This window comes from Gammaproteobacteria bacterium (assembly GCA_029882975.1).
Classification (GTDB): Bacteria; Pseudomonadota; Gammaproteobacteria; order SZUA-152; family SZUA-152; genus JAJDNG01.
The window spans coordinates 17,108-43,612 of the sequence record JAOUJW010000026.1 but is presented as its reverse complement, the minus strand read 5'-3'; the positions used below and the strand labels follow the sequence as shown (position 1 = coordinate 43,612).

General features: G+C 46.4%; 16 protein-coding genes. 11 read left to right on the top strand and 5 right to left on the bottom strand.

Features of this window, described 5'->3' with window-relative positions; genetic code table 11:
• Positions 1-41 precede the first annotated feature (41 nt).
• A complete protein-coding gene (locus tag OEY58_16830; protein ID MDH5327124.1) occupies positions 42-1,463 on the bottom strand; it encodes a DegQ family serine endoprotease in 1,422 nt (473 codons plus the stop codon).
• 139 nt (positions 1,464-1,602) lie between these two features.
• Between OEY58_16830 and OEY58_16825 the strand changes: the two genes are divergently transcribed.
• Both OEY58_16825 and OEY58_16820 read left to right on the top strand, forming a co-directional pair.
• Positions 1,603-3,939 (top strand): mechanosensitive ion channel, encoded by a 2,337-nt coding sequence (locus OEY58_16825; protein ID MDH5327123.1) that lies wholly within the window; start codon positions 1,603-1,605, stop codon positions 3,937-3,939.
• A gap of 1 nt (position 3,940) precedes the next feature.
• Positions 3,941-4,525 (top strand): YjaG family protein, encoded by a 585-nt coding sequence (locus OEY58_16820; GenBank protein ID MDH5327122.1) that lies wholly within the window; start codon positions 3,941-3,943, stop codon positions 4,523-4,525.
• 79 nt (positions 4,526-4,604) lie between these two features.
• Here the strand turns inward: OEY58_16820 and OEY58_16815 are convergent, their stop codons facing one another.
• Both OEY58_16815 and OEY58_16810 read right to left on the bottom strand, forming a co-directional pair.
• Positions 4,605-7,778, bottom strand: a complete 3,174-nt coding sequence (locus OEY58_16815) for a response regulator (GenBank protein ID MDH5327121.1) — start codon at positions 7,776-7,778, stop codon at positions 4,605-4,607.
• 35 nt (positions 7,779-7,813) lie between these two features.
• Positions 7,814-8,620 (bottom strand): phosphate/phosphite/phosphonate ABC transporter substrate-binding protein, encoded by an 807-nt coding sequence (locus OEY58_16810; GenBank protein ID MDH5327120.1) that lies wholly within the window; start codon positions 8,618-8,620, stop codon positions 7,814-7,816.
• Between the two features lie 296 nt (positions 8,621-8,916).
• Here OEY58_16810 and OEY58_16805 point away from each other — a divergent pair, with 296 nt between their 5' ends.
• Genes OEY58_16805 through OEY58_16795 form a run of 3 tightly spaced genes read left to right on the top strand, consistent with a single transcriptional unit; the run spans position 8,917 to position 10,327 of the window.
• Entirely contained in the window at positions 8,917-9,417 is a 501-nt protein-coding gene (locus tag OEY58_16805; protein ID MDH5327119.1) for a BCAM0308 family protein, read from the top strand.
• Positions 9,418-9,458: 41 nt separating this feature from the next.
• Positions 9,459-9,737 (top strand): DUF211 domain-containing protein, encoded by a 279-nt coding sequence (locus OEY58_16800; GenBank protein ID MDH5327118.1) that lies wholly within the window; start codon positions 9,459-9,461, stop codon positions 9,735-9,737.
• 8 nt (positions 9,738-9,745) lie between these two features.
• A complete protein-coding gene (locus OEY58_16795) occupies positions 9,746-10,327 on the top strand; it encodes a hypothetical protein (GenBank protein MDH5327117.1) in 582 nt (193 codons plus the stop codon).
• Between the two features lie 101 nt (positions 10,328-10,428).
• On the opposite strand, the gene OEY58_16790 is transcribed toward OEY58_16795, so the two are convergent.
• Entirely contained in the window at positions 10,429-10,950 is a 522-nt protein-coding gene (locus OEY58_16790; protein ID MDH5327116.1) for a hypothetical protein, read from the bottom strand.
• A 544-nt stretch (positions 10,951-11,494) separates the two neighbouring features.
• Between OEY58_16790 and OEY58_16785 the strand changes: the two genes are divergently transcribed.
• The 6 genes from OEY58_16785 to OEY58_16760 all read left to right on the top strand — a co-directional run bounded on the left by OEY58_16785 (position 11,495) and on the right by OEY58_16760 (position 25,390).
• Entirely contained in the window at positions 11,495-12,823 is a 1,329-nt protein-coding gene (locus OEY58_16785) for a hypothetical protein (GenBank protein MDH5327115.1), read from the top strand.
• 360 nt (positions 12,824-13,183) lie between these two features.
• Positions 13,184-15,916: a DUF5011 domain-containing protein gene (locus OEY58_16780; protein ID MDH5327114.1), complete on the top strand. Its 2,733-nt coding sequence runs from the start codon at positions 13,184-13,186 to the stop codon at positions 15,914-15,916.
• Positions 15,917-15,962: 46 nt separating this feature from the next.
• Complete coding sequence (locus OEY58_16775) at positions 15,963-18,242, top strand: hypothetical protein (GenBank protein ID MDH5327113.1); 2,280 nt, start codon at positions 15,963-15,965, stop codon at positions 18,240-18,242.
• Positions 18,239-18,685, top strand: coding sequence for a hypothetical protein (locus OEY58_16770; GenBank protein ID MDH5327112.1), 447 nt, complete (start codon positions 18,239-18,241; stop codon positions 18,683-18,685). Before OEY58_16775 ends, OEY58_16770 begins: the two co-directional genes overlap by 4 nt.
• Before the next feature lie 76 nt (positions 18,686-18,761).
• Complete coding sequence (locus tag OEY58_16765) at positions 18,762-20,471, top strand: sigma 54-interacting transcriptional regulator (GenBank protein ID MDH5327111.1); 1,710 nt, start codon at positions 18,762-18,764, stop codon at positions 20,469-20,471.
• A 323-nt stretch (positions 20,472-20,794) separates the two neighbouring features.
• Entirely contained in the window at positions 20,795-25,390 is a 4,596-nt protein-coding gene (locus OEY58_16760; GenBank protein ID MDH5327110.1) for a choice-of-anchor J domain-containing protein, read from the top strand.
• Positions 25,391-25,591: 201 nt separating this feature from the next.
• Here the strand turns inward: OEY58_16760 and OEY58_16755 are convergent, their stop codons facing one another.
• On the bottom strand, positions 25,592-26,500 hold the full coding sequence (locus tag OEY58_16755; protein ID MDH5327109.1) for a nucleotidyltransferase domain-containing protein: 909 nt from the start codon (positions 26,498-26,500) through the stop codon (positions 25,592-25,594).
• Positions 26,501-26,505 lie beyond the last annotated feature (5 nt).

Genomic DNA, 26,505 nt, shown 5'->3' with positions numbered 1-26,505 from the left:
ACTCTTCCCGTTGGAAAACCCACGCTCATACTGATTACCATCTATTCAACAACAAGGAATAGAGCGCCGTCACCGCGGCGAATGTTTAACAACACACTATGTTTGGAATTTAGGGCTTTGCGCAGTTGTTTAATGGATTTTAACGGTTTTCGGTTAACCGATACGATAATGTCATGACGACGCAGGCCGGCTTTTTCTGCAGGGCTGTTACGTCGTACTTTTTTAACTTCCAAACCATTGATTTCACCGTACAAGGGGTGGCCGGGACCTATTTCCACAACAAACGCTCCCGCCAGGCGCTTGGATTTGTCACTGTCCACCTCCTGATCACCTTCCATCACTTCGGTTTTGGCATGGTTTTCAGGCTCGGTAATACGTACATTGAAGACCTTTTCCTTGCCATGGCGTAACACTGTAATGCTGATTTGTTTACCTACCCTTTGTAGGCCGATGGCATTGCGTAACTGGGCCGGAGTAGTGATTTTCTCTTCATTTACAGCAATGACAACATCGCCTTGGCGGATACCGGTTCGGTGAGCGGGAGAGCCTTCCTGGACTTGGCTCACCAGAACACCTTTGCCAAAGGGAATATCAAAGGCCTTGGCCAAATCGGGTGTCAGTTGCTGTACCATCACCCCCAATTTTCCGCGCTTGACTTCACCGTGCTGGATCAATTGTTCAATGATGTCCTTAGCCATATTACTGGGTATGGCAAAGCCAATACCCACATTTCCACCGCTGGGGCCAATAATGGCGGTATTGATCCCCACCAGTTCTCCTTGAAAATTGACCAGTGCACCACCCGAATTGCCGGGATTAATGGATGCATCGGTTTGAATAAAGTCTTCGTAACCTTCTATGCCTAAACCGCTGCGCCCCATGGCACTGATAATCCCGGAAGTCACGGTTTGACCGAGGCCAAAGGGGTTACCAATAGCCACTACAAAATCACCCACACGGGCTTTGTCGGAGTCGGCAAATTTTAAGGAGGTGAGTTTATCGCCTTGAATTTTGAGAACGGCCAGGTCGGCTTCGGGGTCTTTTCCTATGACTTTTGCGTCAAAGCTACGACCATCGCGTAAGGTGACACTGATTTCGTCTGCCTTGTCGATTACATGATTATTGGTGGCGATGTAGCCGTTTTCGGCGTCGATGATGACGCCGGACCCCAGACTTTGAGACTTACGCTCGCGCGGTTCCTGTTGGGGTAAATCAAAAAAACGTCGAAAAAACGGATCGTTAAAAAGGGGATTTTCTTGCGCACGGATAGTGGTTTTTGTTGAAATATTAACCACTCCGGGCATGGTTTCTTCCAACATGGGAGCAATGGTGGGAGAACTCGAACCGAACCAGGAGGCCTGGGCAGAGGCTCCGGTTAATAGTAAAAGCCAGCACAGGGCAGTGATTATTTTGTGATTTGCCTTGTGATAGTGATCACGCAAGGCGGGTTGTTTTGAAATCATCCTCATTTATCTCCTGGATAAGTTCACTGTTTTTCGAAATGGTCTCATGCTCGTATAGATAATTTATTTCACGAATAGTTCGGCAAACCGAGATAATGCTTTTATACTACTAACTATTGGTAATAGCAGAATCAAAATAATGTCGAATCCAACTTTTTCAATAGTTCAACTATCAAGATTGACGCAACAATTGGCTGTGCTGGTTTTGTTGCTAACTGGGATGCTCTCCGGGGTTCACGCCGAAGAGAATGGAGATCCCAGCGATTTACAGACCATTAAAGCCATACAGTCTGACCTGAAAAATCAGCGTGCCTCGGAAGACGCGTTGACGCAATGGACCAAGTCGTTAAACGCGCTGTCCAGCGCTGCCAACCGTTGTATAGAAGAATCCCAAAAAAAAATAGAGTTCATTAGTAAGGATTTGGCAGCCATCAGTGAACCTTTGAAAGGTGAAGCCACTGAGGTAACCAAGCAAAGAGACTCATTGAGCCGCGAAAAGCAGGAAGTGGAAAAAACGCTGGCGAACTGTCAGGTTCGCAATCAACTCAGTCAGGAGTTGCTGGAAGTAGTCAGTACGGAGATAAAAAAGCGTCGCGCTAAACGTCTGTTTGCCCAAGGCCCTACGTTTTCGGAGTTATTGTTAAAAGACAGCGCTAAAAAACTGCAGGAGATGTTTGTTTCCACCCGACGTTTTTTTACCTCCCAGTCAGGCCTCAATGATATCGGTGGGGTGCATGCCTTAATTTTGTTGCTGGCGGTTTTGGCGTGCGTTCGAATGGGGGTAAGTTTGCGCTTATTTTGCCGCAGCTGGGCTGAGAAACGTTCCTGGACCGAAGATTTTTCATCCTGTTTCCATCGCTCGGTTAGTATTAGTTTCTCCCACTATGCACCTTACATATTGCCCAGCTTGTTTGTGGCTGCCTACATATATGTTTTGTTCCGTGGCAGAGAGGAAATCGCATTTGTAGAATGGGTGGTCTATGGCTTACCTCTGGTATTTTTAATAAATGCGGTGATTCGTTTATTACTGTGGCCACCGGCACCAGCCGTGCTGTGCTTTAGTTTACCGTCAAAAGCGGCGCAGTCACTGGCGCGGCGTTTGGAGTTATTTTTAATTCTGATTTTTGTTGGCTACTTGTTATTTTCTACTTTACTGCAACAGAGTCTACCGGAACACACAGTGTTGCTGACGCGAGGAGTGTACGCGGGTTTTCTTATCCTGAATCTGATTTGGATTACTCGATTGTTGGGCGAGTTTCCGACTTTTGCAGGCACTTCTTTCGTGCGTCTACTCATTCAGTTTATTCTGGTTGCAGTTTTAGTTTCCGAGTGGAGCGGTTACCGAAATTTTTCCTTTACCGTCCTGGTTTTGATGTACGGAAGTCTCGTAATCCTCGGCGTTGGCCTGTTGGTCGGCCAGCTGTTACAGGATTTTTTCGATGGGCTGGAGCAGGGCCGGCGCCGCTATCATAGAAGCATCAGACGTATTTTGGGTTTAAAACAAGGCGAAGAATTACCCGGACAATTATGGTTTCGGTTTGTATCTCATTCTCTCTTATGGATTACCCTGGCTTGGGTAGTTCTGGTTTTCTGGGGGTTTTCGCAAACACTGCTACCGCAAATACTACTGTTGGTGAGGGAAGGATTTACTATCGGATCGTTGAAAATAGTGCCGTCCCGTATTTTGTTGGCTGTACTCACGTTCTCCATTTTAATACTGATAAACAGTTGGTTTAAATCTCAGCTGGAAAACAAGTGGGTTACTAAAACCCGATTGGGGCTTGGCGCGCGGGAAACCGTCGTGACCATGGGGGGCTACATCGGGGTGGCTTTGGCCATATTGGTAACTTTGGGTGTGGCGGGAATTACTTTTACGAATGTAGCCATTATTGCCGGGGCATTGTCTGTAGGTATTGGTTTCGGCTTGCAAAATGTGGTTAACAATTTTGTGTCCGGTTTGATTTTGTTGTTCGAACGGCCGGTGAAAACAGGTGATTGGATTGTGGTAGGAAACACAGAAGGCTATGTTAAGCGGATTCGCATTCGCTCCACGCAGATACAAACTTTCGATCGTGCCGATGTTATTGTCCCGAACTCGGAACTCATTTCCGGCCAGGTCACCAATTGGATGTTGTACGATACCCGGGGACGAATTCGAGTTCCCATTGGGGTGGCCTATGGCACGGATACGGAAAAAGTGCAAAAAATCTTATTGGAGATAGCCCAGGCCCACCCCTCCGTTGCGGTTGGACAAAATGTGTCTGATCCAAAAGTATTATTCCTGGGTTTTGGGGAAAGTTCACTGGATTTCGAATTACGTTGCTTTATATTTAATATTGACGAACGGACCAATGTGGTTAGTGATATTAATTTCGCCATCGATAAAGCCTTTCGGGAAAATAGTATTGAAATTCCTTTTCCGCAACGCGATATTCATATTGTAAAAGATACTCATATAGTTAATGAACCGGAATAATATGCCTTCTGACTTTAGTAGCCACGATTTGGGAGTTAAACTGGAACAATTGGACCATAAAGGTCGGGTTTTTTTTGCGTTATTGTGTGCGGAGAGGCACTTGCCGTGTTTAAAAGATTTTATGGACAGAAACGGTGATTCTCTGGATCATAGGGTGACATCATCCTTGGATATGGCATTTGACCGGCTTTGCGGCGTTGATGTAGACGACGGTGTTTTTGAACAACACATTGGCGAGCACCTATTACATACCCCTCAAATAGAAGAAGACGCTACAGGGGCTGAGTTGCAAGCGGTACATGCTGTCAACTGCATTGTCTATGCTTTGGAGCTGCTGCTCCATGATGAGGTGTTTAATGCAGTGTCTATATCGCAAGCCAGTTTGGAATCGGTGTATTTGAAAATTTTGTCGTTGACGGGCGATGCAAATATGGAATCGGTTCAAAAGCACGATTTATACAAAAAGGAGTTTCTGAAGCAAAGTGTTGATATTGAAACTTTGAAACTAAACCAGGAATATACGGCGGGTTTCATACAGGAATTAAGAGAAAAAAACAGAACCTGTATGATTCAACTCGCATCTTAGATAGCCTGACAGTAGCACAGGATTGTCATCCATCAGGATGGTTCGTACGGTTCTGTTTTAGTCGGTCTAACTCGACTGATCAAGCGATTTTTTTCTTGGCGTCCAACTGGGTGTCTATAAGTTCCAATGTTTTCGCAAATTCCACGTGAATTCTGGTCACGAGCTGTGTTGCCGATTCACTGTCATTATCCCTGGTACATTGTTCCAGTTGCTTGCACAGTTCCCCTAACAAATTGGCCCCTATTGTCAAGCTACTGCCTTTTAAGGTGTGGGCATTAGCATGAACTTTATCCAAGTCACCCGACCCCAGATGATCATCAATCTGTGTCAGTAAAGACGCAGAGTTAGTTTTGTATTTATCTAATATTGACAGGAGCCGGTCTCCCACCTTGGAATACAGGTCATCTATACATTCCGTATTCAGCCTTGGTATATTGTCATATTCCGAACTAGCATTGGGTTTCGTCATTGAATTTGTCTCCTTGTTTGAGTGAGGCAGCCATTTATTCAGCATTTCAATTAAGTGCTGTTCGGATAAAGGCTTGGGTATATGGTCATCCATGCCGGATTGTGTACAACGTTCAATATCATCAGCCATCACATTGGCAGTTAAAGCAATAATGGGAACTCGATTCAGGCCCCGTTCTTCTTCCAAGCGGCGTATTTCGCTTGTTGCCGTATATCCATCCATTATTGGCATTTGGCAATCCATAAAAATGAAGTCAACCGGGGACTCAAATCGGAGATTGACCGCGTCTTGGCCGTTTTCCGCCAAAATAGGTTTCAACCCCAAAAATTCCAACATCGCCATAGCGACTTCCTGGTTGACAATATTGTCTTCCGCCAGAACCACCGCAGCGGAAGTGGCAAACGTAGCAGCCGGAATGTCGGAGTTATCAACAGGTGTGGCATCGTCGGTTGCAGCTGCAGCATCATCAGCCAACAGGGAAAATACGTTTTCAATAAACTGTTCGTACCGTATGGGCTTGTTCATAAATAGCCGAATTCCGGTTTTGGAGTCGATCTTGTCGGGTGGGCACAGGGAACTTACCATCATGATAGGTGTAGATCGAAATTGTTCGATGGCGTGCAGTAAAATTGCGGTTTGCATGCCATCCAACTCAGGCATTTGCATATCCATGATAACCAGATCTATATCTACTTTTTTTCGGTTAAGCTCCTCGGCTAGAGTAATCGCATGTTTTCCGTCCAGACATTCCAGTACCTCAAATCCCACCCCCCTCAAATAGGTGGACATCACCGCCACATTGGTGCGGTTGTCATCCACTAGAAGTACCGTTTTGCCGCTAACGGTGGCGGGTGAATAAGATGTTTCCCGTAAATCTTTTTTAAAGTCTATTTCAAACCAAAAAGTAGTCCCTTTCCCGAATTCGCTATCTACACCAATCTTACCCCCCATCATATCCACCAGTTGCCGGCATATACTCAGCCCCAAGCCGGTTCCCCCGTATTTTCGGCTGGTGGAACCATCGGCTTGTTCAAAGGGCAAAAACAATTTATCGCTGACATTTTTTTCTATACCTATGCCCGTGTCCGTAACTTCAAAGCGTATCAAACAGGAATCAAACCCACTTGTTTTCGAGGTCGCGGAAATGCTGATGCAGCCTTTTTCGGTGAACTTAGCCGCGTTGCTGCACAAATTCATCAGGATCTGACCGATGCGCGTAGGGTCACCGAAAATATGGTCTGGAATATTAAAGTCGTAAAAGCATACGGTTTCAATCTTATTGGATTGCACCAACTGACTTAAAAGGTCGGCGGTGTCTTCAACGATTTTGCGTAGATTAAAAGTGATATTTTCCAGGTTGAGCTTGCCGGCTTCGATTTTGGAGAAATCCAATATGTCATTAATTATGTTTAATAAAATGTCAGCAGAACCGATTGCAGTATGAATGTATTTTTCTCTAAGGCTATCATCCTTGGTTTTTCCGGCCAAATGAAGCATACCGATAACACCATTCATGGGCGTGCGAATTTCGTGCGACATGTTGGCAAGAAATTCGCTTTTGGCTTTGCTGGCTGCAATCGCTTCTTTGTTAGCTTGAATCAATTTGTGTTCCGCTTCTTTGTAGGTGGTTGTATCCTGGATCAAGCCAACAAATATCAATTCGTCAATGAGCTGGACCGGTTTAACAGCCAACGAGATAGGAAATTGACTATTGTCTTTTCGCTTGGCGGTAAATTCACGGCGCGAATTCAGAACGGTGGATTGCCTATTCGTTTTTGCGAGAAAATTGGATAGATAGGTTTGATGTTTCTCTTCAGTTAGATCCGCCATCAATACGCTGACGTTTTTTCCAATGATTTCAACTTCAGAATAGCCAAACATGTTACAAAATGCCGGGTTAACTCGTTCGATCAGCCCGTTGGTATCGGTGCAAATAATTGCGTCGGCCACACTGTGGATAATCGTATTGGTATAATGTTCGCTTTCCTGTAAATCAATCGCTAGATCTTGAGACTTTTTCAAGGTTTGGTTCAGGTTTGCATACATGGTTTCCAGTTTGCTCGACATACTGTTGAAATCACGTGCAGTCTCGGCTAATTCGTCTGATCCTTTGACATCTATTTGTACCCCTAACTGGCCCTCGCGTATTGCTACGGACGCTTTGCGTAGAAGGCTCAGTTGTTTGGTTAAATAGGTGCCCAGTGCGAACGAAAACAGGGCAGACAACAGAATGCCGCTTAAGGCGATCAAAGGGACTTTTTGGGCGGCATCCTTTATTAAATCACTAATATGCTCGTTGGAAAACCCTAATGAAATTTCTCCATATACGCTGCCGCCCTCAGCAATTTCTACCGTAACAATGTGTACGCCCTTGTATATGAGATGTTTTTCTATATGTTTATCATTTGCTTCGTGCTTGTGATTGTGTTCATGGACAATAGGAATATTTGGGCTATGAGTTAGTTTAGGATTGTCTATTGATTCCTGTAACAATTCAATATTGCCTACCTCTGACAGTACACCGAATTTTCCCGAAACACGGGCAAATACAACACCGTTTTTTTCATGCAGGTTGTTTAGAAATTCGTCCAGAGTGGCAACATCGTAGGAAATGACTGCATCCTTGGCGGTCGTAGCCAATAAATGGGAAATATTATCCGCTTGTGTGTGTAAGGAGGATTCGTTGGATTCCTTCAGCCAGGTTAAACCAAATGAAATGATCATGGTGACCAAAAGAATTTCGATCACGGCAATGCCAAGTATGGTTTTAAGTCGGAATGACACTTTGGTTTTCTTTCGTTATCATGGTTTCACGTTAGTTATTGAAGTTTCAGTTTTCTAACGTCATCCCAATCGCTGTTTTTGGCCGGGATCAGACCTTTTAACTTCAGAGAGGCTAATAGTTGTTTTCCTTCTGTCGTGGTGTGCATTTTTTGTAGGGCTTGGGATATTCGGGTAATGTGCTCTTTAGGAATCCTGGAATGATGCGCAAACGCATGTGGAGTATAGCCATTGGTTTTGTAGAGCACTCGCAGATGTTTCCTTAGTTCAGGATTGAAGCTCTTAAAAGTACGCATTACACCACCGCCCGCTGCAAAGGTTTTATGCGCCACATTCATATAAACTGAATCATGTGAAGAAACGTATTCCGGATTGAATGGAATCTGTTGGTTTTCCAGTTCGCCTCTAGGCAGTATGCTGGCGGCAAAAGCGTTAGGGGAGGGGAAGGCTAAGTGTTGATTTTTTAAGTCGGACAGTTTTTTGTAGGGGCTATCTTTGTGCACCACTACAATCCCTCGAATTTTCTTGTCTTGCGCTTTTACCAGGGCCTGATAACCGGCGCGTTCATTAAAGTATACAAAGTGGTAGGGATTCATGTACGAAAAATCATATTCGCTTTTGGCTAATCGATTTTCAAAAGTCGGGATGTCTTTCGCTGTGGCAAATTGAAAGGAAAGGCCCGTTTCTCTGCTCAGGTAGTCCAAAAAAGGACTCCACAAACGTGCTAATTTTCCGGCTGCCTGTTGCGGTACGATGCCAAAAGTGTATGTCGCTTTGGCGTGGACTTGGTGCGCAAAGCTTAAAATGACTATCGCGGAAATTACGATCAGTTTCAAATTTTTCATATGTCACCTCCCGCGGATTCCTGCAAATACAGCCAATGGTCCCGGAATTAGAAAGTAGTTGATTATTCGTGTTATTTATCGGGATAGGATGTGGTCCGCTTGAACGCAACATTGCAAAATATCTGTAATACCATGAACCCGGAACAATGTGACATTGGGTCAACAGTTACAACGAATCATTTCACTTTGTGAAATTATTAAAAGAAATAGAAACAGGTGGATTGATCGAAAACAGGTCAAAAATTCCACTCTGTGCCATACTTATAACAAGGTCAACAAGTAACGGAGACACCGTTATGCATGTGATTGATAAACCTGGAAAAAATACTGTACGCCGGGACCGATTTATAAAGGAACTGCAACATGATCCCTACCATTCCAAACTGAAATTAAAAAGCGCCACCCAATGCCCGCAATGCTACGCGGTTTATTCGCGAGGACACTGGACCTGGGAAAGATTTCAGAAAATACAATACCACCACTACTGCCCGGCCTGCTCCCGTATACGAGATAAAGTACCGGCTGCCTATTTGAATCTGTCGGGCGGTTACGTTGAGACACACAAACGAGACATAATCAATTTAATACACAATTATGAGGTCCGAGAGAAATTGAACCATCCCTTAAAACGGGTGATGGCAATGCGGGAAGTGGACTCTGAGTTGCAGGTGCAGTTCACCGATGCCCATTTGGCTCGGGGAGTAGGAACAGCACTTAAAAAAGCCCATGGCGGAGAAATTCAATATCATTACGGCAAGGAAGATGTTTTGTTACGCATCGCTTGGAGTCGGAATTGATCCAATAGTGTCAGTAGGCAGGCAAAAAAGGAGGTAGGAATATGGTTCGGGTTACTCGGTTGGTGTTGGATGTTTTAAAACCACATCAACCGGACAGTCTGGAATTTGCCCGGACAATAGCAGCACATATCAACGAGGCGCATGTTGCACTGAAAGTCGTTGAAATGGACGAAAAGACGGAGACATTGGAAATCACTATTCAAGCACCGGTGCTTGAAATGAATGAAATTGTCGCTGTTATCAGCCAAATGGGTGGGTCATTACACAGTGTGGATGGTGTGGATGTGGTCAATGTTCCTGATAGTAGTAACGAAATTTAATTGCGTTCATGACCAGTCTTAAAACCATCCGGCGCTTGTTTGCCATAACCCGGGTTGAAGATATTTCCCGACGCTACTTTGTGGTTAACGGATTTGACGGCGCACTGACCATGTTGGGGCTATTGTTGGGTTTCTATGTGGGCAAGGGTGTAAATCTCAATATTGTAATTCCCGCCTGTGTTGGGGCTGCCATCGCGTTGGCGATGAGTGGAATTACCAGCGCGTATTTGAGTGAAAAAGCTGAGCGTCAAAAAGATCTCAAATCCTTGCAAGACGCAATGGTTGCAAACGATCTTAGCGGATCCGATCACATTAAGGCAACTCGCTGGGTACCGGTGTGGGTGGGTCTGATAAACGGTTTGTCCCCATTATTGATTTCCTTGTTCATTATTTCACCTTTGTGGATGGCTCAGCGCGGTGTAGCTTTACCCGCAGACCCGGTTACCAGCGCAATTGGTTTATCGTTTACTTGCATATTTTTTCTCGGCGTTTTTCTGGGTCGGGTAAGCGGTAGCCATTGGTTTATGTCCGGGCTACAAGCCTTGCTTATCGCATTGTGTACTGCTCTAATGATTTTTTTAATTACTTGATAGAGGGAATCCGGCAAAGGGTTATAGTGACTGGCACCTGCCATGACTGGTTGGAAAAGCGGATAGAGGAACCTATCCGCCTGATGTTGTAAAGGCACAGATCAGTCATCATCCCTGTGCTTTTTGCCACCGGGAAATTTCTGCAAAGAACCTGTGCAGCCAAAAGATCGCCCCTCAGGATTTTGCGATCCACCGCCACAAACAAATTTTTCATCAATCATATTACCATCAATCATACCTTTGATGATGAAGCCATAGGCTCCGGCCCGCGTAGCCATAAAATCAATGTCAAAATTATTGGGTGTAGACCGATTACGCCTCAATTCACCGGTAAGTAATGCAGAGGCTTTGACTTTCGAATCCATCGCATCTGTTTCCAGATACAACACCGTAATATCCAAATCAATGTCTTGAACATCCGCAGCGCTGCCGTCCGGATTGCGTATAGTGAGGTCCATGCCATTAGCCACACCGGCATATACCGGCTCTGCACTGTAGCCAACAACGATGTTGTAGGCACCGTCGGCCACATTATCTCTGGGTTCATGGGCAAAACCGGTGGTAAGAAAACACAAACCAATAGCAAAGGCCCCCAATTTCATAGGTATTTTTATGGTTGTCACAAAAAGCTCCTCCACAGAAGATACAGCTGATTATTAGTTAAGGAACCTCTGATTAACTCCGTGAATGGCATATATGAGGCCTAAATTGTCAATTGCTTCGTTGAAAAACTTGAGAATATTCCCGATATTCCCTGCGTTTTTCGCCTCGCCATTCAGGAATTAATCAGAGGTTCCATAAGTAAAAAACGACTACGACAACAACTACAGAAGGGATTGCAAAAAATATTAATACTTCGAGTTGACCGGCAAAACTAAAGTAAACTATCTAAAGCGTTATTAAGTTCATGGAAAAAAGGAAGTTGGCATTCTACTTTGAGTGCCGATGGAGATCACGACTATTTTTCGGTAATTGATGTACTGATATGACCTACAAAGATACTTAAGTAGTGATAAGTAGAGTTAAGTAGTGCCGGAAAAATTAAACAAAGGCGATCACTTTGTGTAAAATTCCAACTCTGTGTTAGCATTTCTATATAACTACTACTATCAGTATCCAGGTTTCTTCTGACGCCCCAGATCGAATTCCTTGGAGGAGGAATCAACTATGTCCATTACCAAACTTTTGATAGTGCCAGTAATTTTGTACGGTGCGGTAAAGGGTTATATTTTGTACAATTTTCAGTCGAGCCTTGATAAGGCCATCGCGCCAATCCGGTCGGTTGTGGACATCCAATATGACTCCGTATTCAGTACGATAGACGGTGACATTGGTATTCAGGACATCGTTATAAAACCACGTTTGGCTCCCGGTGAAATCACAATTTCAGAATTCCGGCTTAGCACTGATAATTTTCTTGAGTTGTTACAATTGACTCGTAAATCCATGGAGCGCCCACCCGAGAGATTTGTTTGGGAAGTGAGTAATCTGCAGACCAATCTTAAGTATGATATGTTCAGGCTGCTCAGTGAAGCCCAATATCAGCAGGCGGCGGCACGGGAATCAAAAATGGATTTCAAAAATATGGATGCCATCGGTTGTACGGGTTCCGAAATGTTCACTTTCGATGATTATCTCGTTATGGGGTACACCAAAGTTCAAGCCGATTTTCGCTTCGAGGTTAACCATAGCGAATTTACCAATAAGTTCAAAATGGTCGGCCAGATCAATACCAAGGATATGGGCAATGCTGAACTGGAACTGCATTTTAAAATTGACCCGGATCGCAATTTGCTCACCAAGATAGCCGATAAAGAACCGACCATCTCCCGGCTGAAACTAAAAATGGCGGATTCCAGCTACTATAAACGCCGTAATAATTATTGCGCGGCCAACAACAACGGCTCATTAGATGAATATGTTCAGGCCAACTTAAACGGTATGTCGCGCAAGTTCGGGGCCGTCTTTCCGGAAAATCTGGCTCAGGCATACAGTCGTTACTTAAAAGAAGGTGGCGTTTTGCAATTGAGCTTGAAACCCACTGACGACATTTCACTCACTAGCTTGAAGTTTTACAAGGCGTCTGATGCGATGCGTATGTTGGGAATGGATTTGAGCATCAATGGTGCAGATATCGATATGGAAACCATTCGTTGGACTAACGAAGAGGTGGTTGCCGATGCGTCTGAAAGCTTAAACAAAGCCGACAAAGAAGATAAAGTGCCGGCTAAGGTTGAAAGTCAATTGCCGGAACCGATTACGGCTGCCAGTCTCCAGCCTATTGTTAAGCAGGCGAGCTTGTTGCCGGTTAGAAAATCCCAGTTGATGAAATATCTTGGTAAGGGCATCAAAGTACAAACCGCCTATGGTGAACGCAAAGGATTTCTGCGCAGCGTGGACGATAAGACCATTCGCATCCAAACCTATGTTGGAGGGGGCGAGTATACTTACCCGATCAAGCTGGAGGATATCATGGCGGCGAATGTGTATTACTAATTAGAATCCTGAAAAATTCACGATTATAACAAAACTGCCGTCTATCCGTTTTTCTTACAGACCCGTACCGACAGATTATCATCACATACCTCGCGTAGGGCAAACCTCTATAATCTCAGTAATACATGGCAATGTATTACTGAGAGTTATTGGTTGAGTGTTATGCGATCACACGGACCAGTGATTTCCATTAAATCAACCATTTACAGTGGCCGACCCCATGAAGTAAGCTGGCCTTGCTTTTGCGTTACAGGAATATTGAATGAAAAAAATAACGCAATTTAGTCGTTGAGTTTGGCAACGACAAAACCAACGACAAAACCAACGACAAAACCAACAACGCAAGGGAAGGAGGGGTGAATGAAAATTATCCAGTTGTCTTGCGCTATCTATTTAATCCTCAGCATGCAGGTTACGCAGGCCGATACTTTGTTGTTTCACGAAAGTTTTGACAGCCTCGATCAAATGCAAGTTAATGGTGCTTCTGCGGGATCTGCTTGGCCGAATATTGTTCCCGGAGTGGTGGGAAATGCAGCCGATTTCTCTAATTCCACCAGAGTTTGTTATCCCCTACAAGGTAACCTGGACCTGAGCCAGGGAACGCTGGAATTCTGGGTCAAGACACCTAACGCCAATCGTTTGGGTTTTTTTGATATTGGCGGATTGGGTTCTGCGAACAGCAGAGGGATATTTAAGAATGCTGATCATATCATCATGGAAGTGAAGAATGTCAGTAACAGTTTCGATCAAGCCTGGGGACCGGCACCCATTGCCCATGACGATCGTTGGCACCTGGTAACTGCAGTTTGGCAAATCCAAGGGACACAAACCAATTTTAAAGTATGTTGGGATGGTGCTTGTAAATCCAATTATGATGGTATCGTATCCGGTTCCAACCCTAACCCGGCCGGTAACTTTTGCGTCGGATGGGTTGGATGGTACGGTTTTTCACGCAGTCAAATCGACGAACTGAAAGTATATGATTATGTAAAAACCGATCTGGCAATTTTGGAGTATTTCAATGGAAATACACCGTATGATGAAACCGTGCCTGTAATCGATTTGAATGGGATAAATACTCAAATATTGCAAATAGGGCAACCTTATGTGCTTCAGCCGGTTTGTGCAACGGATAATCGAGATGGTGATATTAGCGCCAGGGTGGTGACCCGGGGTTTGGTTGATAGCAGCGTTCCAGGTTCTTACCGTTTGTCTTTCAACGTTAGTGACACAGCCGGAAATCATGCTACCGAGCGGGTACGTATGGTTTATGTTTTGGATCTGAGTGCCGATTCGACCAGTCGCGCTTTCGACTATCTCACATCCACTATGGACCAGTACCATACCAGTTTTCACATCTATACCGATTTCAATAGCGGCGCTAACCATGCCAGTCCTTCCGGGTGGATGGGATACACGGACATCCTGCAAGTGGACCCACAATGGCAAGTGAATTGTTATAGCGGCTTAACCTGTTTTAAGAACATATGGGAAACCGCCCTACCGTCCTGGGTGGGGATTCGCTGGCTGCAACCCGATAGTAACTGGGCCAATCTCGCAGCTGCCGGGTTCGATCTTAGTGGTGCCACAAAAGTCAGCTTCTACGCCAGGGGTGAACTGGGTAATGAGCCGGTCGAGTTCGTTGCAGGAGGGGTGGTCGGAACCTACCCGGATTCCCTGCAACCGGAGGCATCGACCGGGACTTTATCGCTCAGCACGGATTGGACACGATATGAAATTCCGCTGGAAGGTCTGGATTTGACCCATATTGTCAGTCCATTTGGTTGGTTGGTACGCAACGACCCTATATTCTATATCGATGAAGTTAAATACGATGTAGACCGCAGGGACAGGCTACGTTTCCTGCAAAGCTTCACCATATTGGATAACAAAACAGAATTTCCATTACTCAATACCGCTTACGTCTATGACAATGCTTTGGCTATGTTGGCCTATATTGCACGCGGCAGTGAAGATGACTTGAGTCGAGCTCGATTGCTGGCCGATGCGTTAGTGTATGCCCAGGAAAATGATCGCCATTACAATGACGGCCGGTTACGAAATGCTTATATGTCCGGCGATTTGTACGATCCCGCACCCAGTACGGCAAAACTTCCGGGTTGGTGGGACATCCAGGCCCAGCAATGGTATGAGGACGAATTCAATGTCAGCACTCACACCGGAAATGTCGCATGGGCTATGCTCGCGTTGATCACCTATTACGAAGTCTCCGGTGAAACTCGCTACCTGGAATCCGCCAAGCGCATGGGAGATTGGGTTGAGCAATTCACTCGCGATGATCGGGGGGCCGGTGGGTATATGGGGGGCTATGAAGGCTGGGAACAGACAGCCACCAATACCACACCACCCAAAAAATTGCTTTACAAGGCGACAGAACATAACATCGATTTGTACCCGGCGTTTCAACGCTTGTTCCTCATCACCGGGGATGATGTTTGGCGGCAGCGCGCCGAGCATGCAAAAACATTGGTGGATTCCATGTGGAACAATACAGAAGGATTTTTCTGGACGGGTACAGGTGATGATGGTGTGACTGTCAACAGAGACAATATACCCGTCGATATTCAAGCCTGGGCCGTGATGGCGATTCCGGACGATTTACGTATTCGCCGAGGTTTGGTGTGGGCCAAAAACAATTGTGCCTTGAGTCGTGATGGTTTCAGCGGATTCGACTTTAACTGTAGTGAGCTGGATGGGGTTTGGTTTGAGGGAAGTGCCCAAATGGCTCTGGCTTTGCGAATGAACGGCGATAACTCCAGCAGGTTCTACCGTTCGGAAATACAAAAAGCTCAGACCCAGGCCGTAAATACCGATGGTCGCGGGATTGTTGCCGCATCGCATGATGGTGTCACTACCGGGTTTAACTGGGAATATTTCAGTCGATTGCATGTAGGGGCGACATCCTGGTATCTGTTTGCTGAATTGGGCTATAACCCCTATTGGCATCAGTATGTACCGGACCCGGTAGCCACAACCTCCAATGATGGTGGACGCACTGCAATGGAGCCGTTCCTGCTTTTGCTGCTGTTGTCTGTGTTTGTCTATCGTCGTCGTATCAGCGGCAGTAGATAAAGCGTACGAGGGCGAAGCTCAGTGGGCATACGTAGTTAAACATCGAATGAGACGGTTTTCTGTTAAGCGGCAATTATTAATATTGGTCCTGATGCTTCCGGTTCACGCCGTCGCCAGTGAGCTGGTGGTTTGGTTGATACCGCTGGTTCGTGACGATTCTGTTGCTCATACAGTCTCACAACAGGAACTGGATCGTTTCAATCAGGAATTCGGCGTGGGTAACTCAATAACCGTGCTCAATACGACAGTTCCCGTGTTACGAGATCAATTGTTCATTCGCAATCCGGAATCTGCCGAACCCAACTGGTCTACGATTATTTCTCAGAGGCACACATTATCGGCACTTAAACGCTTTGCCCAAACTCAGGGAGTGGTTCTGAAGCTGAGATTTATTAAATGGGGCAGAATGTTTGCCTCACTTAACGAGGCATTGCTGGGCCATGGAATCGTAGAGAAATTTCAAATGCCGGACGTAGTGCAAATCGGCTCTACATGGAAAGCGTATTTTGAACAATACGAAAGAACCCATCAGATTGAGCAAAAAAGCATTGAGAGGTTTTCCGTCCCATATACCTACGATCTGCGGTTGCTGTACTACTGGCGACAAACACCAAACACAACCTCAGCGCGTCCGATTTACATCAATGGCAGCACCTGGGACCACTTGTTGGATCAATTTTATCGGTATCAGCTTCAAGATCCGGGTGAAACTCGAGCGTTTCTAGTGATGCCAATCGGTTTGACGCTGAACTTGATTCACGATTACGCTCCATTGGTATGGGGCGGCGGAGGAAATCTCTTTGACGATAACATGTTCCATTTCAATACCGAAACGGCTCTGGAGGTGCCTCGTCTGATTGCAAAGAGAGCCTCCGTTCCGGCAGCCAACCCGTACGAACCTGTCCGTGTGATTGGGTTTCCGGAGGTAGGGCATGTGGAGGCCATTGAATCTTTCATAGAAGGAAAGTATCGCGCCATCATAGAGCCCGTGGGGTTTTTGAAACATTGGGAAAAAATGTTTCAAAGGATGTACCCTAAAAGCAGTGGCCAAATTGCGTTTGAAGATCATTTGGGCATAGCCGCCTTACCGGTGACGTTTCAAGGCGGGTCGGAACTTATGGTCACCAAAAACAGCCGAGAGCGGCTTTTGGCATCAGAGTTAGTTCGGTTCCTGGTGAGCGATACGGCTCACCTTAACCATTTGGCTCAAAATGGCTATCTACCGGCAAATCTTCCCGATTTTGGCGTTTCCGAACTATTACATACTTTAGATATGTCAGATCAGACACGGCAACAAATTCTCAATACAATTGACCAGGCCATGTTAAACCGGAAAAGCTATCCTCAATTGGCGGATTGGCCCAATCAGGTGGAGACCTTGGAGAATCTGGAAGCAATGCAATTTTTATGGAGGCGTATCGCCCAAGGTAACGACGATGGATTGGCCGACATTCGAATAAAAAATGCGGCTGAACTAGCACAATACACTATAAACAAAAAAATTCACCCCATGACACGCTTAATCGATAGCAGCGTTGCGATGTGGCCGGTATTGGCCGTGTTTATTGTTCTGCTGTTTTTGATCGTGATGGCCTTTTTGTATAAGGCGTCTCTACGCCAACGGCGACAAATATTGGCCCTATTGCTGTTTCGAGGTAAATATCATTCAACGTTAAGTGCCTATGGAGCAGCCGTGATAGACTTTATAGAGGTTCCTCCGGAGGAATTGGAGGAAAAGCTGATGAGCTACGGTTCGCATATTGCGCAAAAATACAACCATCATATTGCCAACATGGTGAAAAACGTTTGCCTGGATCTCAGCGGACGCTCAGTGAGTCTGGACTTGCTGGAGATTACAGAAATGGCCGTCGATGGTGCAAGAAAGGAATTCTATGCTGCAATGGCAAAACAAACCAAGTTGTCGCAGGTTCAGATGCACTCCGATTTGCACCAGTGGGAAGTACCCTACTTGGGTCACATTCTGGTGTTAGTCTTACAAGAATGGATATTTAATACTTATAAAAGTACAACCGAGGATAATGAAGCCAGATTGAATTTCTATGTTGATACTGTTCGGGGAAAGGTACATTTGTGTATCAAGTCGAACATTCTCATTGCTCGGGACCATAGGGCTCGATTGGAGTCAATGCCCAGCCCCATCAAGGATTTGGAAAACTGGGCACGTGCCGGGAAAGCCAGTGGCCAGGGTTTATCGCTGATTCGCGATTTACTTTGGTACAGTTTTAAGTCTCGTGTCTCTATCGTTAGCAATGGACAAACCGAATTACGAATTCCTATTCCGGTCAAGCCTAGGAGTGTTGCGTGAACTTCCGTGTTTGGATTATCGATGATTACCAGACCCAGTTGGATCGGGCGCTTAGTGTAGTAAGGTCAGCGGAACAGGAATCCGGGTTTACGTTGGATACCAAGACGTCAAGAGATTTTACCTGGCCGCTGGATATCCAGCAGCGACCGGATCTGGTAATTTTGGATTTGTTTGATGATGATCAGGACTTGGCGGGTAGAGAAGTCTATGAGAAAATCAGAGCAGAGGAAAAAGAAAACACATACGAACATAAGAATAATATTAAAGCGGATAGTTACATTATTTTGTGGTCCGCGTTTCTTGGTTCTCAGGAAGCTATTGACTACTTTGAACCTTGCAGCGAAAAAGACAGGCGTTTGGTACTTTGCTCGGTTAAAAGTAAGGTGCTGTTGAAGAACGCTGTTTTGGGTTGTTTAGCCCGGATGAAGGAAGAAGATCTGTAAAGTGGAAGGTTTGAAGGTACAGTAAGAGGCAGTGTTTTGAAAAATACGTTTTTCAACTGCCGGGGGAGTATGGCTCATGGAGAGTGTCAGTCCGAACAATCATTCGCTGATTGTTTATTATTTGGAAGACAATTGTCATTCTTCCGTACTGTGGTTATCCTCTTTGAAAGACGCGTTAAAATCCGTATGCGCTGGTATAGAATTCATCCATCTTGATAAACACCATTTAGATCAGGCCTTTTGGCAAGGCCGGCCTTTCATCATTGTCGGCAGACAAATATTGTTAACCCGCTACCTGTTGCAACAGTACGAGGAAATACCTGAAATGCTGTCCGATCATGCATATTTCTGGTGTTTAAGCGATATTGCGCAGGAGGACCTGAGCGATCAAACGATAGACATATGCAATTGGCGTGAAGTAGTTCTACATTGGGATCAGCAGAATCAGAATGTCATTGTTGCGTTTCTCAGAGATTTGTATATGCATCACCCAATGGTGGGCTTGAGTACGGCAGGTTACCGGCTTCGCTCTGAGATTAGTCGTCTGTCCAAGGGGCATCATGGTCCGTGGACGCCTACCCTAATATTGGGAGAGTCCGGGGTTGGTAAAGAAATGGCAGCCAATGCCATATTTCAAGCAAGCTCCAGAGAGAAAAAAAATAAATTCACGGCCGTAGCATGCGCCTGGTTAACCGAGAATTTACTGCAGGATCAGTTGTTTGGCCATAAGAAAGGAGCTTATGCTGACGCCTATGAGGATCGTCCCGGTTTGTTGGAAACCTACAGTGATGGCGCTGTGCTATTTGACGATTTCGACACTGCACCTCCAGGTGTACAGGGCGCACTGCTGCGAATCATGTCCACGGCAAGGGGGCAGGCAGCCCGTTTTAGTCGTTTGGGGGAAACAAGTGAACGCAAGACAACGGTGTGGCTTATGTTTGCGACCAACGCGGATATCGCTTCTTTGATGCAAGAAAAAAAGTGGCGCGAGGACTTTATTTATCGTTTCGAGGACAGAGTATTGCATGTGGCTCCACTGCGGGAGCGCATCGCTGATATACCCGCATTAGCGCAAACCATCTGGCATGAGTGTAATGAAGGTTCGGATAAACACAGAGAGTTATCCTATAAAGTTGTTCGATGGCTGTGCGGACTCAAGTTACCGTTTAACGGGAATGTTCGGTCACTGAGGGCGCTGTTATCGCTGGTTGCATCCATGGCAAAACAACCGGTTCATAACAGCCAAACGATCAGGACTTTGATGCAGCAAGTACTGGATCGCGGTCCCGAGTATCATCATTGGGTGGGTATTATTACATCGCCGGTTTTTACCACTGCTATTGAACCCAAAAACTCTCGTGTCTGTAGAATTTTGGAATTGGACAACGGTTTCATGTGCAACGGTAGTGGGAAAGACGGGCAGTCGCCTGTTTGGGCCAGCCAAGAATCTCCTCCATCTGAGTTGGAAGCAAAAGAAATTTTGCTAAAAATGGAATCACAACGTCCCGGCATAGTAGAAACGTTTGCAAAAAGTGTAACCCGTCTTAAGGCACGAGGCGACAAGATTCGTCCGGCGGTTCGCCTGTCGCGCATTTTGGTGTATTTGGAACAGTATCAACAAATCGATAAGAAAACGTGTACCCAGTTAACGGGTACCAAAGACGCCACGGTTGCAGAAGACCTAAAGATTTTGGAGCAAATGCGCTTGGTTCAGCGAGACAAGGAAGCCCGCAAGGATGTCTGGCGTATTAGCGTACAAAAAACGCCTACCGTCCAACCCTGCTGAGCATCAGTAAAGTCTCAATGAGAATTGATTTTTTATTACTTAACTCTCAATGAGTGATAACACTGAATGTAAATCGTCGGACCAGATCACATCGATTCTAGATAAATAACCCAACTCATTGGTATTTATATAATAATAGATGGCTCAACAGAAACGGTTGATGCAATCCCAGCTTGGTATCTTAGTTGCTACTGTGTTGTTAAAACGTGACTGTAACCATCTGTAATGCTTTCGCGAATTGACGGTCAGTCCACAAATAAACCAGGCAGTTGTGTTGTTTAATTTTTATAAATGCCAATCCAAAACCAAGGGGGGACCACAACGTGATTTCCAGTCAAATCCTCAGCAGTGTGACCAAGGTTGCACTGGTGTTGCTAGTCACCGGTATGCTTAATGCGTGCTTTCATGATGATGAACAAAAGAACAAAGAGGAGGGGGATAAACCCATACCGGATACCACCATCGTTAGTGCGCCGGATCCTTTGACGAATTCAGCGGGTGCCGGCTTTGAGTTTGTATCTTCGAGAGATAATTCGACATTTGAATGTATGCTGGACACGGGTGAGTTTATCGCTTGTAGCAGCCCCATGAGTTATGACAATTTATCAGAAGGATCGCACCAGTTTGTCGTCAGGGCAGTAAACGGGAATAAAGTGGATGCTTCGCCGGCAAGCTTCAGCTGGGAAATTGATGTAACACCGCCGGATACGAACATCGACAGCGGGCCCGGCAATATGACCACGTCATCCAGCGCGATGATCACATTTTCGGCTAATGACGCCAATGTAACATTTCAATGTTCCTTGGATGGTGCAGCCTATACGGAATGTAGCAGCCCCTTGGAGATGACAAATCTGTCGATTGCTGCGCACACATTCCGTGTTCAAGCCACGGACGCGGCAGGAAATACAGATCCCAGTCCGGCCACTCATACTTGGTCTGTAATAGTGGCACAGGTGCCGGATACCTTTATAACCAACAGTCCCGGTTCATTGAGTAATACCAGCAACGCTGTCTTCGAATTCTCTTCTGATGATACAACGGCCACATTTCAATGTTCATTGGATAGTGGAGTTTACAGTGCTTGCACCAGTTCCAAATCCTACAGCGGATTAACGCAAGGCGCACACACATTCAGTGTGCGGGCGGTTAACGCGTCGGGGATTATGGATGCGTCACCAGCCGGCTTTTCCTGGGTAGTCGATTTGACATCGCCTGATACCGCCATTACCGGCACTCCAGCCAATCCTACGAATGCAGTGACCGCAAGCTTTGAGTTCACAGCCACTGAGGCCGGTTCCAGCTTTGAGTGTTCCCTGGATGGTGCTGCGTTTAGTGCCTGTACCAGTCCGGCCCAATACAACGGCATTAACGCAGGCAATCACGAGTTTAGTGTCCGAGCGACAGACCCTGCCGGTAACACAGATGGAACACCCGCCGCTTACAGTTGGGTCGTTGACCTGAGCGCCCCGAACACCCGTATTTCCAGTGCGCCGGCCGATCCCACCAACTTGTCTACGGCTGCCTTTGCGTTTACGTCTACCGAGATCGGTGCCCGCTTTGAATGTTCACTGGATGGTGCGGCATTCAGCACCTGTTCCAGTCCAATGCAATTCATTAGTTTAAGCGAAGGCAATCATGTATTGAGCGTCAGAGCCATAGATCTTGCTGGGAATACGGATGGAACACCCGCCAGTCACAGTTGGCAAATCGACCAAACGGTTCCGGACACCGGTATCACGATGGCACCGGATAGTCCTACGAATGCAGTGACCGCAAGCTTTGAGTTCACAGCCACTGAGGCCGGTTCCAGCTTTGAATGTTCCCTGGATAGTGCTGCGTTTAGTGTCTGTACCAGTCCGGCCCAATACAACGGCATTAACGAAGGCAATCACGAGTTTAGTGTCCGAGCGACGGACCCTGCCGGCAATACAGATGGAACACCGGCCAGTTATAATTGGGAAGTTGACCTGAGTGCGCCGGATACCGGCATTTCCGTTGCACCCGACAGTCCAAGCAATGCCGTATCGGCAAGTTTTGAGTTTACGTCCACTGAAGCCGGTTCCCGTTTTGAATGTTCGCTAGACAATATCGCTTACAGTGCCTGCATCAGCCCGGTGCAATACGACAGTTTGGCAGAGGGTACTCATGTTTTCAGTGTGCGAGCGACGGACCTGGCAGGAAACACCGATGCCACTGCGGCCACATACGACTTGGAAATCGATTTAAGCGCTCCGGATACCACCATCACCGGTGGACCCGCATTATCAACACCGGAAACCACCGCAGAGTTTATTTTTAACTCAACTGAAGCGGGGTCAACGTTTGAATGTGCCTTGGATGACTCGGTATTTTCCAGTTGTTTATCCCCATTGACATTGAACGGCCTGTCAACCGGTGTGCATAATTTTCAGGTCAGAGCGACAGACTTGGCAGGTAACGCAGATCCAACACCGGCCAGTCACTCGTGGGAAGTCACGGCCGATACCTTGCCACCGGATTCGGCAAGCGTTGTGATAAACCGAAATTCAGAATATGCCATTGTGCTTGATGAATTCAGTGTCAGGTTGACGGCAATGGATAATGTGGGCATTACCAGTTACCTGATTACCGAGCATAACGCGACCGACCCCGGCAATGTCACACCACCATACCTTGATCCACTGCCATCGGATGGACGTTGGGTAAACATCGCAGAGACGGCAAATCTGTCCATTACCTTTCAATATCCCTTGCAACAACAGTACAACACGGGGGATAGCGTGGAAGTCTGTGCCTGGTTCATGGATCTACAGGGTAATGTCAGCACCAGAGTGTGCGATACCATTGTTTTCAAAGTCACATGGACAAACAGCTGGGGCAGTTGGTCTGCAACCGGCAGCTGGGAAGTGGGCGGACCCCCGACGGTTGGTCCGGCAGCCTGCTATGGTGGATCAACCCAATGTGCCGGTACGGTTCTGAACGGGAACTACACGGATACCAATGCGAATTTAACTTCGCCATCAATGGTGCTGCCAAACATTGGGACAGGGGAGGAGTTACAGTTACGCTTCTGGCATTGGTTTTCTTTTGCAGGTAGAACGCAGTCCTGTGCCGGATGTGATCACGATTACGGTCGGGTTTATATCGAAGAAGAAACCTCGCCGGGTGTGTGGAGCGGAGCCTCCGAGTTAACCCGTTATGTAGGGTACAGTGCCGGTGTGTGGACTCGACCCGCAGTTGACCTATCCGCTTATGCGGGTCGGAAAGTCCGACTAATATTTGCCTTAACCAATGGATACTCCGCCGGCGTGAGCACCGGTTGGTACCTGGATGATATCAGTGTGGAAAAAATTCAAACTAAGACATTTCCGTTCTCAGAATCCTTCGTTGATGGAATGGGTGATTGGTGGATCTCCAACGGGGCTTGGCAGATCGGCGGTGCGCCTGGCGCAGGGCCTATGGAGTGTTACAATGCATCCGTACAATGTGCCGCTACGGTGTTGGATGGTAACTACTCCGATACCAACAGCAATTTGGTCTCGCCGAGTCTGACCTTACCCAATATAGCGGCCAATGAACAAATCCAATTACGCTTCTGGCACTGGTTTTCCTTTGCGGGAAGAACTCAGTCCTGTGCCGGTTGTAATCACGATTTTGGTCGAATCTACATACAACAGGAGACTTCTCCCGGAATTTGGAGTGGCGCTACCGAAGTCAGTAACTATGTAGGATATTCGGCGGGAGTGTGGACTCGAACTATGGTGGACTTGTCGGCGTACGCCGGATCAAAAGTCCGAATATTGTTTAATCTTAGTAACGGGTATTCTGCCGCTATTGCAGCGGGATGGTATGTCGACCATGTCACCATCGATACTGTCAACAAGAGCAACAGCCTTCCATACAGTGAAGATTTTAGCAGTGGCTTGGGCGATTGGTGGAGTTCCAATGGCACATGGCAGGTGGGGGGGCCACCCAGTGTCGGTCCGATGGAATGCTATAACGGCACAGGCCAGTGTGCCGGTAGCGTCATGGATGATAACTATTCCAATACCAACAGCAATCTGGTCTCACCACCAATCGACTTACCCAATATTGGCACGGGTGAGGAAATTCAGTTGCGATTTTGGCATTGGTTTTCCTTTGCGGGTAGAACGCAAGCCTGCGCCGGGTGCGATCACGATTATGGTCGAGTGTATATCCAAACGGAAAATTCCCCCGGTGTGTGGTCCGCGGCAACTCTGTTACACAGCTATGTGGGGTATACCGCGGGTGTTTGGACCCGTCCTATGGTGGATCTGTCGGCTTACGCCGGACTGCGGGTTCGCATACTGTTTAGTTTAAGCAATGGGTACTCAGCGGGAATTGCTGCGGGTTGGTATATTGACGACATCAGCATAGAGACAGTATTCAATGTTGTTAATTTGCCATTTACAGAAAATTTTGAAAATGGAATGGGTGCTTGGTGGAGTAACAACGGTACCTGGCAGGTGGGCGGCTCCCCGATTGCGGGCCCTGCCGAGTGTTACAACGGTTCCAGTCAGTGTGCTGCCACCGTGTTGGACGGAGATTATTCGAACACAAATAGCAGTTTGATATCGCCTGCGATCAACTTACCTGTGTTAGTGGCGGGGCAGGAACTGCAACTTCGGTTTTGGCACTGGTTTTCTATGGCTGGTAGAACACAAGCTTGCGCAGGATGCGACCACGATTGGGCTATAGTCTATATTCAACAGGAAACTGCTCCGGGGATTTGGTCTGCCGTAACGGAATTGACACGATACACGGGTACTTCAGGTGGTGTCTGGGCGAGGCCTTTGGTCGATTTATCCGCATACAACGGACAAACCATTCGGTTATATTTTGCTTTATCCAACGGATATTCTGCCGGTGTGTCCAGTGGCTGGTATGTGGATGATATCAGTATATCGATTTTTTAGATGTAACGGGAAAGGATCAATATATCTTTGACATGAACCACAGGCTGAAACCAGCCTGTGGGCAGGGGGTAGAGGCTGCTGCGTTGACTATCCCGGTTCAAAGCTGTCGCTTTTGATCTCATCCATAAACCGAAAATCCACCATTGAATCTTGGCGGGTTTTCGGTTTAGCTTTTATACAGTCTTTTTATATTTTTTGTTCCTATAATCGATTTCTAATCTTTTCCAAAATCTTGTCGATATCGCGCATGGCAATAACCATTTCGTCTTGATCGACCACACAGCCCTCCAGGCTGCCATAATGGGTTTCCAGGCATTCGAGCAGAAGGCTCTGAAGTGTTTCAATATCCGGTGTGTGAGGGAGCTCGCTTTTGGTGTATACGGACTCCAGTTCATTCTCTTTTTGCTCGAAATATTCGCGTACTTTCTCCTGAGACCAATCACCGCGGCGTATGGCTTTTAGTTGCTCTCGGTTGCGTTCCAGGTCCAGGTCTCCCTCGGTGAGGATCTGTTCCACCTCGTTTAACAGTCTCACCACATGGTACGCGAATTTGACATCATATCCGTATTCCTGAATGGTTTTCTTACGTTTACCTACAGGGTTTTTCGTATTCATCTTATGAACTTGGGAATAGGCATAACCTTTAAATTTATGCCATGCCCCTTTATGTAAAAAGGCCTTGCGATTTTCCCGTACCAGCTCTCCCACCGGCGTGGTGTACAAAATACAACGACGCGGGACGAACAGGCTGTCGATCATATTGGGGTTGTTTTCCATACAGAGGCGAAAAAACTTTATGATGGAATAGATGCTCAAATCGTACTCGCGACCTTTTCCGCTTTCTGCATCTTTATCCAATATATGGTGTTCCTGGTATTGATCGAATTGCGGTCCCGGTTCACTAAATCCGGGAATTTCTCCACGCAAATGGGGAAACACATAATCTCGGGGAGGAATACAGAAGCCGTAGATATCCATGTCCGAAGTGTCATTGGAAACGCCATATGCCACAGAGCCCATGATAACCTCATACTGCGTATTCGCAGGGACAAACTTGGGTAGTTTGGTGATAATTCTTTTCTTATATAAACTCTGAACTACACTAGCCATATGGA

Excerpts from the sequence above, each read along its gene's own strand:
- OEY58_16825 (MDH5327123.1), top strand. The coding sequence starts at position 1,603 with ATGTCGAATCCAACTTTTTCAATAGTTCAACTATCAAGATTGACGCAA.
- OEY58_16810 (MDH5327120.1), bottom strand. The coding sequence starts at position 8,620 with ATGAAAAATTTGAAACTGATCGTAATTTCCGCGATAGTCATTTTAAGC.
- OEY58_16775 (MDH5327113.1), top strand. The coding sequence starts at position 15,963 with ATGAGACGGTTTTCTGTTAAGCGGCAATTATTAATATTGGTCCTGATG.
- OEY58_16800 (MDH5327118.1), top strand. The coding sequence starts at position 9,459 with ATGGTTCGGGTTACTCGGTTGGTGTTGGATGTTTTAAAACCACATCAA.
- OEY58_16755 (MDH5327109.1), bottom strand. The coding sequence starts at position 26,500 with ATGGCTAGTGTAGTTCAGAGTTTATATAAGAAAAGAATTATCACCAAA.
- OEY58_16785 (MDH5327115.1), top strand. The coding sequence starts at position 11,495 with ATGTCCATTACCAAACTTTTGATAGTGCCAGTAATTTTGTACGGTGCG.
- OEY58_16830 (MDH5327124.1), bottom strand. The coding sequence starts at position 1,463 with ATGATTTCAAAACAACCCGCCTTGCGTGATCACTATCACAAGGCAAAT.
- OEY58_16765 (MDH5327111.1), top strand. The coding sequence starts at position 18,762 with ATGGAGAGTGTCAGTCCGAACAATCATTCGCTGATTGTTTATTATTTG.
- OEY58_16805 (MDH5327119.1), top strand. The coding sequence starts at position 8,917 with ATGCATGTGATTGATAAACCTGGAAAAAATACTGTACGCCGGGACCGA.
- OEY58_16820 (MDH5327122.1), top strand. The coding sequence starts at position 3,941 with ATGCCTTCTGACTTTAGTAGCCACGATTTGGGAGTTAAACTGGAACAA.
- OEY58_16795 (MDH5327117.1), top strand. The coding sequence starts at position 9,746 with ATGACCAGTCTTAAAACCATCCGGCGCTTGTTTGCCATAACCCGGGTT.
- OEY58_16780 (MDH5327114.1), top strand. The coding sequence starts at position 13,184 with ATGAAAATTATCCAGTTGTCTTGCGCTATCTATTTAATCCTCAGCATG.